The sequence below is a fragment of the Companilactobacillus kimchiensis genome, from assembly GCF_001438805.1.
GTDB lineage: Bacteria > Bacillota > Bacilli > Lactobacillales > Lactobacillaceae > Companilactobacillus > Companilactobacillus kimchiensis.
This window is the reverse complement of sequence record NZ_JQCF01000025.1, coordinates 1-13,083: the sequence shown is the minus strand read 5'-3', so window position 1 is coordinate 13,083 and position 13,083 is coordinate 1. Positions and strand designations below refer to the sequence as shown.

The following is a 13,083-nucleotide window of genomic DNA, read 5'->3' as shown; positions in this document are numbered from 1 at the left end:
GGATCCTACCAGCGATAGTGAGCGAATGCACGGTTAGCATCGGCCATCTTATGTGTATCTTCACGTTTCTTAACAGCTGCACCAGTGTTATTGGCTGCATCCATAATTTCGTTAGCTAAACGTTGATCCATTGTGTGTTCGCCACGTAGACGAGCATAACTTGTGATCCAACGTAGGCCTAATGTTGTACGACGATCTGGACGTACTTCAATAGGAATTTGGTAGTTAGAACCACCGATACGGCGGGCCTTAACTTCAAGTACAGGCATAACATTGTTCATTGCTTCTTCAAACACGTCCAATGGTTCGTTGCCTGTCTTATCCTTAATAATATCGAATGAACGATATAGAATTGTTGAAGCTGTACCTCTTTTACCATCATACATTAAATGGTTAATCAAACGAGTTACTAGCTTTGAGTTGTACATTGGATCTGGCAAAACATCGCGTTTTGGAGCTCTACCTTTACGCATATAAAATTCCTCCGTTATTACATTATTTCTTTATAATTGATTGATGTTATTTCTTAGGCTTCTTAGCACCATATTTTGAACGGCTTTGCATACGGCCATCAACACCGGCAGTATCTAAAGCGCCTCGAACAACATGATAACGAACACCAGGTAAATCCTTAACACGTCCACCACGGACTAGGACAACACTATGTTCTTGTAGGTTATGACCGATACCAGGAATGTAAGCTGTGATTTCGATAAGGTTTGATAATCTAACACGGGCATACTTACGTAAGGCAGAGTTAGGTTTCTTAGGTGTCATTGTTCCGACACGAGTTGCAACTCCACGTTTTTGTGGGGCTGGATTCTTTGTGGCAACTTTCTTCATACTGTTGTAACCAAAGTTCAATGCAGGTGCATCAGACTTTGAGGCTGTAGATTTACGGCCTTTGCGAACTAATTGATTAATTGTAGGCATTCAAAGTTCCTCCTAAAAATTTAAGTACACACATCCAGGTGGTTCATAATTTTGTAAAATAATAAACCACGTGAGTGGCGTACGTTTCGAGCTTTATATTTAATAAACAAACTAATATTGCTGCCAATAAAAGCACGTCTATTAAAATACCATCTAAAAAAAGCCATGTCAATGCAACATTTTCAAAAAGTTATCCACAATGCCCCGTAATTTTACTTGAGGTGATTGAAATGAAATTCTTTTTATCCATTATCTTCTTCATACTAGGAGCTTGCATTATCTCCTTCCTGAAAGTAATTGCGCATGATTATCCACATCTCAGCGTAACTAGACGTTCTCACTGTGACCACTGTCGTAGGATTTTAGAATGGTTTGAAATTATACCTATAATAGGTTATTTCGTAGTTCATGGTAAGTGCTTTAGCTGCAAAAAGCAAATCGATTTTTTTAATCCACTTCAAGAACTACTGGGCGGACTTTTCTTCAGTTGGATTGCTCACCTAGATGACTGGTTCTATTGGCCCTTTTTTATCATGTTGATTTTGCTTGGATTCATGGATTATTACTATGGGTATATCTATCCGATCTTTTATCTGCTTAGTCTGCCTACTTTAATTCTGATCTATCCTAGATTGCATCTAACTTTAGCCTTATTGACTTATCTAATTCTATTTTTATTAAGTAAACGATATTTATTCGGTCTTGGGGATATCGAGGTCCTGACGATCATTAGTTTAATTTTTGGTTACCAGCTATTTTTAAACATTGTAATCTTAGCCTGCCTACTCTGCATAGGTGTTTATTTAACCAACAAAAAAAGATCATTTAGATTCATTCCTTATTTGACGACTGCTACTGGAATTATCTATCTGATCTTTTCAATTAAAACTTAGGTAATACTTCTTGTAATTTTAACCAATTAACACATAGTTTCCACCACTCTGCATCGTAAATGTTTAAGTTGTCCTCTTGGCCTGGGTTTTGCGTTACATAAGTCGCTAAAGATAATCCATGACTGCCTGATCCGAATAAATGCATTTCATACGGAATCCCTAGCATATCCATCTTTTGGGCATAAATTATAGCATTCATTACCGGTACCGTCGCATCAGTCACAGTCTGCCAAATAAACGTTGGTTTACCATTCTTAGTCAAATGTTCTTGTGCCTGCCAATAATAAAGGTCTGGACTGATCTTCATTGCCCACTCTTCTTCACGAGGCCAGCCCAAGGTCATATCGATTACTGGATATCCTAAAATATTGGCAGCTGGTTCAACTTCCAATTCGGCCGGATAAATTTTTTCACGTTGCTCTGGATCCAGCATAATTGAATTAAAATCTGCCACTACATGACTCCCAGCCGAAAAACCGATCAGGATGACCTTCTTCAAATTAATATGCTTAGCTTGTTGGGTCTTTAACCAATTCAAAGTTGTTGCTAATTCTTGCAATGCTAATGGATATACCGAATGCTGGCCGTCAATCAACTGGTAGTGTAATACCACCGCATGCATACCTTCAGCATTGAATTTCAAAGCAATTGGCTGAGCTTCACGGTCTGATTGAAATTTGAAGGCACCTCCAGGACAAATAATCACTAACGGACGTTCAATTTGAGTTTCATAATCAGCGATAGGATCTAAAAAATAAGTATCTAAGGTAAATTTAGTTTCTTGATATACTAATTCTTGTTTTTGCAAAATTTAACCTCCCAATATATTTTAATTAACATTATTATACAAAAAAGACGACCCTAAGGTCGTCTTAATCATTAATTATTTTTCTTGTTTTTCTGCTTCTTCAGCTTTCATTTGAGCTTCAATATCAGAAATTGTGTAAGCACCATTCAGAGAATTGTCTGCCATAGGACCGACTTTCTTAGGTTCCATATGGTTGTACTTAGCCATACCAGTACCAGCAGGGATAAGTTTACCAATGATAACATTTTCCTTAAGACCAAGAAGTGGATCATTCTTACCTCTGATAGATGCATCAGTAAGAACTCTCGTTGTTTCTTGGAAGGAAGCGGCTGACAAGAAACTGTTAGTTTCAAGAGAAGCCTTAGTAATACCAAGAAGGACAGGACGTCCAGTAGCAGGGATTCCACCATTGAACAATGTCTCACGGTTATGATCAGTAAATTGTGAAATATCCATCAATTGACCAGGTAATACATCTGTATCACCAGGATCAAGAATACGGATCTTTCTGAGCATTTGTCTAACCATAACCTCGAAATGCTTATCAGAGATATCAACACCTTGCATACGGTAAACTTTTTGAACTTCAGCAAGCAAGTAGTTTTCTGTATGTAGGACGTTAGTAACTTTGATCAATTCCTTAGGATCAATTGAACCTTGTGTTAACTTACCACCACGTTTAACATGGTCACCTTCGGCAACCGCAACACTTGATGTATAAGGAACACTATAAGTTCTAGTATCAATATCACCTTCAACAGTAATTTCCTTAGTGTGTTCTGCTGGGTTTTCATCGATTGCAGTAATAGTACCTTCAACCTCAGAAATGATAGCAAGACCCTTAGGATTTCTGGCTTCAACAATTTCTTGAACACGAGGAAGTCCTTGAGTAATATCATCACCACCAGCAACACCACCGGTATGGAAGTTTCTCATTGTCAATTGTGTACCTGGTTCACCGATTGATTGAGCAGCAACAGTACCAACTGCCTCACCAATTTCAACTTCTTCACCAGTAGCAAGGTTACGACCGTAACATTTCTTACATACACCATGTTTTGTATCACATGTGAATGCTGAACGAATTGTAACGTGTGTAACACCAGCATCAACAATCTTTTGAGAAAGTGCTTCATCCATCATTACACCACGAGGTGCAATAACATCGCCAGTCTCAGGATCTTTAACTGCCTTTTGTGTATAACGACCAACAAGTCTGTCATACAATGGTTCGATCATGTCTGTACCTTCCATAATTGAACTTACAACAAGTCCACGGTCAGTACCACAATCTTCTTCACGGACGATAACATCTTGAGCAACATCAACTAGACGACGAGTTAAGTAACCTGAGTTAGCTGTCTTCAAGGCTGTATCGGTCATACCTTTACGAGCACCATGGGTTGACATGAACATTTCCAAAACAGAAAGTCCTTCACGGAAGTTAGAAATAACAGGGATTTCCATCATACCACCATTAGGGGCAGCCATAAGTCCACGCATACCAGCAAGTTGAGTAAAGTTTGAGATATTACCACGGGCACCGGAATCAGACATCATTGAAATAGGGTTAGTAGGATCAAATGAATCAATCAACAATTGTTGAATTTCATCCTTTGTATCGTTCCAAACCGTAATAACACGATCATGTCGTTCATCATCAGTGATAAGTCCACGACGGAATTGCTTAGAAATTGAAGAAACTTGTTTATGAGCTTTTTCAATAATTTCAGGTTTTTGAGTTAAGTTAGGAACATCAGTAACACCAACTGTTAAACCAGAAAGTGTACAGATTGTGTAACCTAACGTCTTCATATCATCAAGTAATGATGATGTTCTTTGAACACGGTAGATCTTGAAGATTTGAGCAATGATATCTGATAGATAACCACTCTTTAATGGATCAATAAGTTCCATTTCGTCAAGAAGTTGATGAATATCTTCACCTTTACCAAGGAAGTATTTATCAGGAACACCGTTTGTCAAATTATCATCAGTTGGTTCATTCAAGTATGGGAAATCTTCTGGGAGAATTTCGTTAAAGATAACCTTACCAACAGAAGTAATCATAATCTTATTTCTTTGGTCATCCTTGAATGGCTTGTTAGGCATAGATTCAACTGCAATACCAATTCTTGTATGGTAATGAACATCACCATTAAGAAGTGCTGTTTGAACTTCATTCGAATCCATGAAGATCTTACCTTCACCAGTCATATGTCTTGTTTCAATTGTTAGATAATAGTTACCTAAAACAACATCCTGTGAAGGAGTAACGATAGGTTTACCATCTTTAGGAGCAAGAATATGGTGAGCAGCAAGCATTAACATACGTGCTTCAGCTTGAGCTTCGTCTGATAGAGGCACATGGATAGCCATCTGATCTCCATCAAAATCGGCATTATAAGCTTCACAAGCAAGTGGATGCAAACGAATTGACTTACCATCAACCAATACAGGTTCAAAGGCTTGAATACCAAGTCTGTGAAGTGTAGGGGCACGGTTGAGTAATACTGGACGTTCTTTAATAACGTCTTCTAGTACATCCCAAATGTCATCATCTTGACGATCGATCTTTCTTCTAGCGTTTTTAACGTTAGAAGCAATTTCACGTTTAACAAGTTCATGCATTACGAATGGTTTGAACAATTCCAAAGCCATTTCACGAGGAAGTCCACATTGATAGAACTTCAATGTAGGTCCAACATCGATAACTGAACGTCCTGAATAATCAACACGTTTACCAAGTAAGTTTTGACGGAAACGTCCTTGCTTACCTTTAAGCATGTGAGAAAGTGACTTCAATGGACGGTTACCAGGTCCTGTAACAGGACGGCCACGACGACCATTATCGATCAAGGCATCAACAGCTTCTTGGAGCATTCTCTTTTCGTTTTGAACGATGATGTTAGGAGCATGTAGATCCAATAATCTCTTCAAACGGTTATTACGGTTAATAACTCGACGGTACAAATCATTCAAATCAGAAGTAGCGAAACGGCCACCTTCAAGTTGAACCATTGGACGTAAATCAGGTGGGATAACGGGAATAGCTTCCATTACCATCCAATCAGGTTTGTTACCTGACTTTTGGAAAGCACTAAGAATATCCAAACGTCTAATCGCACGTGTACGTTTTTGACCTTGGGCACTCTTTAAAGCTTCACGTAATTCTTTAACTTCAGTATCCATATCAACTTGGCTAAGTAAATCACGGATACCTTCGGCACCCATCTTAGCAACGAACTTGTTACCAAATTCTTCACGCTTGCTACGGTATTCTGTTTCAGTTAAAAGTTGTTTCTTTTCTAGATCTGTATCACCGGGATCAATAACTACATATGATGCAAAGTAGATAATTTCTTCCAAGTTTCTTGGACTCATATCAAGAACAAGTCCCATACGTGATGGGATACCCTTAAAGTACCAGATGTGTGATACAGGGGCAGCTAGTTCGATATGGGCCATACGTTCACGACGAACTTTTGAACGAGTAACTTCAACACCACAGCGGTCACAGACAATACCCTTATAACGGATACGTTTGTATTTACCACAGGCACATTCCCAGTCTTTAGTTGGTCCGAAAATTCTTTCATCGAATAGACCATCTTTTTCTGGTTTCAAAGTACGGTAGTTGATAGTTTCTGGTTTTTTAACTTCTCCATAAGACCAACTACGAATCTTATCCGGAGATGCTAAACCAATTTGCATACTTTCGAATTTATTAACGTCTATCAAAAGGTAACCTCCCTAAAGTTTTAACTAGTTTTCTGATTTTGTACTAGTTGATTCGGCTGAATCTTTTGATGCTTCCAACTTCTTAGCTTCTTCTTCAGCACGTTTTTGTTCTTGTTGTTTAGCAAACTTAGATAAAGCATCGACGTTTTGTACATCCTCGTCATCATCCATATCTCTAAGTTCAATTTCTTTTTTATGTGAATCTAGAACTTTCATATCAAGTCCTAGAGCTTGTAATTCTTTGACAAGAACACGGAATGATTCAGGAACACCTGGCTTAGGAATACTTTCACCCTTAACAATAGCCTCATAAGTCTTAACACGACCAACAATATCATCTGACTTGTATGTCAAGATTTCTTGGAGTGTATATGCGGCACCATAAGCTTCAAGGGCCCAAACTTCCATTTCACCAAATCTCTGTCCACCAAATTGTGCTTTACCACCAAGTGGTTGTTGAGTAACTAGTGAGTAAGGTCCGATTGAACGGGCATGTAACTTATCATCAACCATGTGAGCTAGTTTCAAGTAGTACATAACACCAACTGAAACACGGTTCTTGAATGGTTCACCTGTACGTCCATCATAAAGAATTGACTTACCATCAGTATCCATATCAGCTTCTTTAACAATATCCCAAAGTTCATCATCACTAACACCATCGAAAACAGGTGTTGCAACATGGATGCCAAGTTTTCTAGCAGCCATACCTAAATGAAGATCAAGCACTTGTCCAATATTCATACGTGATGGAACACCCATTGGGTTAAGTAGAATATCGACTGGAGTACCATCTGGCATATATGGCATGTCTTCTTGAGGTACAACGATTGAAACAGTACCCTTGTTACCATGACGTCCAGACATCTTGTCACCAACTTGGATCTTACGTTTTTGAGCGATGTAAACACGAACTAACATGTTAACACCAGGATCAAGTTCGTCGCCGGCTTCACGAGTAAATACCTTAACGTCTTGGATAATTCCGCCACCACCATGTGGTACACGAAGTGAAGTATCACGGACTTCACGGGCTTTTTCACCGAAGATAGCATGTAGCAATCTTTCTTCAGCTGATAATTCAGTAACACCCTTAGGTGTAACTTTACCAACTAAGATGTCACCATCACGAACTTCAGCACCGATACGGATAATTCCGAATTCGTCAAGATCCTTTAATGAATCTTCACCAACATTAGGAATTTCACGTGTGATTTCTTCAGGTCCAAGTTTTGTATCACGTGCTTCTGATTCGTATTCTTCAATATGAATTGAAGTATAAGCATCTTCACGCACTAATTTTTCTGAAAGAACAATAGCATCTTCATAGTTATACATATTCCATGTCATAAAGGCGATCAATGGGTTTTGACCTAAAGCCAATTCACCATTTTCCATGGCAGGACCGTCACAGATAATGTCACCCTTAGCAACCTTTTCGCCCTTACGAACGATAGGTTTTTGGTTGTAACTCTTACCATTATTTGAACGACGGAATTTAGTTACTTTGTATTCATCAGTTGTACCATCTTCGTCACGTTTAATAGTAACTTTTTTAGCATCAACATATTCGACAGTACCCGCATGGCTAGCTAACAATGCAGCACCAGAATCATGAGCAGCAATGTATTCCATACTTGTACCAACAAGTGGTGCATGTGGATTGATCAAAGGAACAGCTTGACGTTGCATGTTGGCACCCATCAAGGCACGGTTAGAATCATCGTTTTCCAAGAAAGGAATACATGCAGTAGCAACAGAAACTACTTGTCGAGGTGAAACATCCATGTAATCGACTTTTTCAGGAGTTGTTTCGATATTATCATCCTTATGACGAGCTAGGACAGTATCATCAGAAAAACTACCATCATCAGTTAGTGGAGTATTAGCCTGAGCAACAACGTAGTTATCTTCCTCATCAGCAGTTAAATAATCGATCTTGTCAGTAACTTTATGTGTATCCCATGAAACACGACGATAAGGTGTTTCGATGAAACCATATCTATTGATAATGGCGTATGAAGCCAAGTTATTGATAAGTCCGATATTAGGACCTTCTGGAGTTTCGATAGGACACATACGACCGTAGTGAGTATAGTGAACATCACGAACTTCATATCCGGCACGATCACGAGTCAAACCACCAGGTCCAAGAGCAGATAAACGACGCTTGTGTTCTAGTTCTCCAAGTGGGTTTGTCTGATCCATGAATTGTGAAAGTTGTGATGAACCAAAGAATTCCTTGATTGAAGCAACAACTGGTCTGATATTAATCAATTGTTGTGGTGTAACAGTAGCTGAGTCTTGAATTGACATTCTTTCACGAACAACACGTTCCATACGTGATAAACCAATACGGAATTGGTTTTGAAGTAATTCACCGACTGAACGAATACGACGGTTACCCAAGTGATCAATATCATCTGTGTTACCAATGCCTTCTTTTAAGTTCAAGAAGTAGTTGATACCAGCTAAAATATCAGCAGGAGTAATTGTACGGTTTTCAGCTGGAATATGACCATTACCAATTAAGTTAACAACCTTTTCATTATCAGCTTCTGAATAAACCTTAATAATTTGAACAGTGATAGGGTCTGTTAGGACACCCTCTTCTGAAGGTTGTAATGTAACAGTTTTGAAGTCATCTCTTTCAAGATATGGACTCAACTTGTTCATTGCTTCACGGTCAATAAGAGTATCTTTTGCCAAAACAACTTCACCAGTATCTGGATCAGCAAGTGTTTCAGCTAAAGTTTTGTTCAAAAGTCTTGTCTTGATGTTTAACTTCTTATTGATCTTGTAACGACCAACAGGAGCAAGATCATAACGACGTGGGTCAAAGAATCTAGCATATAGTAATGAACGAGAACTATCTGCAGTCTTTGGTTCACCAGGACGAAGTCTTTCATAAACATCTTTCAAGGCTTCTTCAACACGTGAATCACTTGTATCTTTGTGAACATCTTTTTCAAGAGTAAGGTTCAAAGTATCGTTTTCACCGAAAATATCAAGAATTTCTGAATCTTCACCAAAACCAAGTGTTCTGATCAATTCTGAAATAGGAAGTTTTCTAGTTCTATCGATTCTTACGTAACCTAGACCCTTAGCATCTGTTTCATATTCCAACCATGCACCACGGTTAGGGATGACAGTTGTACCGAAGTTTACACGGCCATTTTTATCTGTGTCTTGATTGTAATAAATACCAGGTGAACGTACCAATTGTGAAACAATAACACGTTCAGCACCGTTGATGATGAAAGTTCCTTCATCAGTCATGATAGGGAAATCACCGAAGAAAACATCTTGGGTTTTAATTTCACCAGTTTCATGATTAGTCAACTTAAGAGTTACATGTAATGGTGCTGAGAAGTTAGCATCATGTGCACGAGCTTCTTCAACAGTATATTTTGGTTCTAGTAACTTGTAATCGACATATTCCAAAGAAAGGTTTCCAGCAAAGTCATCGATTGGCATAATATCGTCAAACATATCCTTTAGTCCCTCATCTAGGAACCATTTATAAGAATTAGTTTGGATGTCAATCAAATTTGGCAGTGGAAGTACTTCCTTGATCTTTGCATAACTACGACGAACACGGTGTGCACCATAATTAACGTTATGATAAGTCAAATTTTTCACCTCAACATATAATTTGTCCAAATGCAGATCAAACAATATTACAGTTTGATTACATTTTGCCTGAAAACGCTCTTTTAACCTGTTTTTAGGCAAAAAAAAACCAAAAATAGAATCTAAAAAATCTATTTTTGCGTTTTTATTTGGCATAACCACGGACAATAGATCGTGATCTGCAATTTGAACTTTGAATCTCAAAATAGATAATACTACTAAGCACTATTGATGTCAATAGTCAAGTAGCCTATTTTTGAGTAGTTAGTGTCTTCTTATCTTCAGGACTATCGACTGTAACATTCAACTTGCCCTTCTTTGATCCAACCTTGATCGAATCACCGGCTTTAACTTTACCCATTAAGAGTTGTTCACTGGCTGGATCTTCAATCTCGCGCTGAATAGTTCTTCTCATTGGACGAGCCCCATATTCAGGATTGTACCCATCCTTAACCAAGTCACTATAAGCACTTGGAGAAATAACTAGCTTGATTTCTCTTTCGGCCAAACGTTTTCTCAAATTGTTGCTCATGATTTTAGCAATTTCTTTGAGTTGTTCTTTATTTAATGATTTGAAGACAATTGTTTCATCAAGACGATTTAAGAATTCAGGACGGAAGAACTTCTTCAATTCAGCATTGATTCGTTCTTGCATTTCTTTGTAGTCGTTATGAACATCCTTGGCACCAAAACCAACCGACTTATCTTCCTCAAGTGATCTTGCACCCAAGTTTGAAGTCATAATGATAATTGTGTTTCTAAAATCAACCTTACGTCCCTTAGCATCCGTTAAGATACCATCATCAAGGACCTGTAGTAAAATATTGAAAACATCTGGATGGGCTTTTTCAACTTCATCTAGTAGAACAACTGAGTATGGTTCATTTCTAACCTTTTCTGTTAATTGTCCACCCTCATCGAAACCAACGTAACCAGGTGCTGAACCAATCAATTTCGAAGTACTGTATTGTTCCATATATTCAGACATATCTACTCGAATCAAATTGTCTTCTGAACCGAACATAACTTCAGCAATTGATTTAGCAAGTTCAGTCTTACCAACACCAGTAGGTCCCAAGAACATAAATGAGCCAATTGGACGAGCAGGATCTTTCATACCACTTCTGGCACGACGAATAGCACGAGAAACAGCATTAATAGCGTCATCTTGACCAATCACACGCTTATGTAATTCTTTTTCAAGATTAAGTAGACGTTCGCTTTCCTTACGAGTGATCTGTTTAACCGGAACACCCGTCCATTGAGCAATAATCTCGGCAATATCATCGGCTGTAACAACTGGTTTTTTATTATTAGCTGATTTTCTATTCTTTAGTTTCGCAAGTTCAGCCTGTACATCCTGTTCTTCTTCACGGATTTTAGCAGCCTTTTCAAAATCCTGATCAAGAATGGCATTGTTCTTATCATTCAATAGCTTCATTGATTGATTAGTTAGATCTTCGAGTTTGTTGTTCTTTGACACGTTGTGAATTCGAACTTTAGCTGAAGCCTCATCCATCAAATCAATCGCCTTATCAGGTAAGAAACGGTTGGTCAAATAACGAGTTGATAAGCGAACCGCTGCCCTAACAGCTTCATCAGAAATAGTTAAACCATGATGCTGTTCATATCTAGGACGTAGTCCCTCAAGAATTTTAACTGAATCTTCTGCTGTTGGTTCTTCAACGTGAACCTTAGCAAAACGACGTTCCAATGCAGTATCTTTTTCAATATATTTTTGATATTCATTTGAGGTCGTTGCACCGATCAATTGTAATTCACCACGTGCCAAAGCAGGTTTCAAAATATTGGAAGCATCAATTGCCCCTTCAGCACCACCGGCACCAATCAAAGTATGCAATTCATCAATAAATAGAATTACGTGCTTATCTTGATAAATTTCTTCGATGATTTTCTTCAAACGATCTTCAAACTCACCACGATACTTAGTACCAGCCACTAATGAACCCATATCAAGCATCATGATCCGTTTACTTTGCATATCAATTGGAACTTCTTTTTTAACGATGGCAATTGCTAAACCTTCAGCAATGGCAGTTTTACCAACACCAGGTTCACCAACTAAAACTGGATTGTTCTTAGTTCTACGACTAAGAATCTGGATGGTTCTCTCAACTTCTTCCTTACGACCAATAACAGGATCGATTTGGTTGTCTTGAGCCATCTTAGTTAAGTCACGAGCTAATGAATCCAAAGTTGGAGTGCCACCAGCCTGAGCTTGTTGTTTCTTTTGTTTGGATGCCAAATTAGCAGCCATACCACGACGACCAGCTTTATTTGACATTCCCATTTTATTTAATAGTAATGACTTAGTTTTGGCTAAGCTTAATCCCAAATTAACTAAAATACGATTTGCTAAATTATCAGCGTCGTCAAGAATTGCTAACAAAATATGTTCTGTACCGATACGGTTAGCCTTATATAGGTTAGAAGTTTCCTCCGCATCACTTAAAATCAATTGCCCCTTAGGAGAATAAGGCAAATAAATTCCCTTAGCGGTATTAGATGAGACATCTCCATAACCTGTCAGATGTTCAATCTCCTCTTCAACATCCTGATCACTAACAGCTAGATCTCTCAAAGTAATACCGGCGATACCATCATTTTCCATTGTTAGGCCAAGTAAAATGTGCTCAGTTCCAACAGCATTATGATGAAATGTCTTAGCTTGTTCTTGAGCTAACACAAGTGCATTTTTGGCGCTTTCGGTAAATACTTTGTCCATTTAACGTTACCTCTACTTTTTAAGTGTCTGTTTAGAAAGTATAATTGTGTTTTTTAAAAAAGCAATTAATTTACCTTATGAAGCATAATCAGATAATTAATAAATCAATTATAACTGCTTTCACTAGAATCCTAACACATTCATTGAATTAATATACTTAAATCAGATTTCCAATCTGGAACAATTATTTAATTAAGAATCCTTTTGAGAGAACGAAAAAAGGCAATCAATTCTTATTAGAATTAACTACCCTTTTTAACTTATTCGCTTCTCTGAAGCGGAAGACGAGATTCGAACTCGCGACCCCCACCATGGCAAGGTGATGTTCT

The 13,083-nt window shown here is 38.2% G+C and carries 7 protein-coding genes; 1 reads left to right on the top strand and 6 read right to left on the bottom strand.

Features of this window, described 5'->3' with window-relative positions; translation table 11 throughout:
- Window positions 1-5: 5 nt before the first annotated feature.
- Together rpsG and rpsL are read right to left on the bottom strand one after the other, a co-directional pair.
- Complete coding sequence (gene rpsG / locus IV57_RS10205) at window positions 6-473, bottom strand: 30S ribosomal protein S7 (RefSeq protein WP_057881422.1); 468 nt, start codon at window positions 471-473, stop codon at window positions 6-8.
- A gap of 46 nt (window positions 474-519) precedes the next feature.
- Complete coding sequence (rpsL, locus tag IV57_RS10200) at window positions 520-933, bottom strand: 30S ribosomal protein S12 (RefSeq protein ID WP_057881421.1); 414 nt, start codon at window positions 931-933, stop codon at window positions 520-522.
- 230 nt (window positions 934-1,163) lie between these two features.
- Here rpsL and IV57_RS13515 point away from each other — a divergent pair, with 230 nt between their 5' ends.
- Window positions 1,164-1,826 (top strand): prepilin peptidase, encoded by a 663-nt coding sequence (locus IV57_RS13515; RefSeq protein WP_057881420.1) that lies wholly within the window; start codon window positions 1,164-1,166, stop codon window positions 1,824-1,826.
- Here IV57_RS13515 and IV57_RS10190 read toward each other — a convergent pair.
- The 4 genes from IV57_RS10190 to IV57_RS10175 form a co-directional block, all read right to left on the bottom strand.
- On the bottom strand, window positions 1,816-2,634 hold the full coding sequence (locus IV57_RS10190; RefSeq protein WP_057881419.1) for an alpha/beta hydrolase: 819 nt from the start codon (window positions 2,632-2,634) through the stop codon (window positions 1,816-1,818). The genes IV57_RS13515 and IV57_RS10190 overlap by 11 nt on opposite strands.
- 75 nt (window positions 2,635-2,709) lie before the next feature.
- Entirely contained in the window at window positions 2,710-6,375 is a 3,666-nt protein-coding gene (gene rpoC / locus IV57_RS10185) for a DNA-directed RNA polymerase subunit beta' (RefSeq protein ID WP_057881418.1), read from the bottom strand.
- Between the two features lie 24 nt (window positions 6,376-6,399).
- A complete protein-coding gene (rpoB, locus tag IV57_RS10180; RefSeq protein WP_057881417.1) occupies window positions 6,400-10,008 on the bottom strand; it encodes a DNA-directed RNA polymerase subunit beta in 3,609 nt (1,202 codons plus the stop codon).
- Between the two features lie 250 nt (window positions 10,009-10,258).
- Window positions 10,259-12,754 carry an ATP-dependent Clp protease ATP-binding subunit gene (locus tag IV57_RS10175; RefSeq protein WP_057881416.1) on the bottom strand — a complete coding sequence of 832 codons (2,496 nt, stop codon included), beginning with the start codon at window positions 12,752-12,754 and terminating at the stop codon, window positions 10,259-10,261.
- Window positions 12,755-13,083 lie beyond the last annotated feature (329 nt).

What these genes read in the sequence shown, in the direction of transcription:
- rpsG (WP_057881422.1), bottom strand. Translation starts at nt 473, where the DNA reads ATGCGTAAAGGTAGAGCTCCAAAACGCGATGTTTTGCCAGATCCAATG.
- rpsL (WP_057881421.1), bottom strand. Translation starts at nt 933, where the DNA reads ATGCCTACAATTAATCAATTAGTTCGCAAAGGCCGTAAATCTACAGCC.
- IV57_RS13515 (WP_057881420.1), top strand. Translation starts at nt 1,164, where the DNA reads ATGAAATTCTTTTTATCCATTATCTTCTTCATACTAGGAGCTTGCATT.
- IV57_RS10175 (WP_057881416.1), bottom strand. Translation starts at nt 12,754, where the DNA reads ATGGACAAAGTATTTACCGAAAGCGCCAAAAATGCACTTGTGTTAGCT.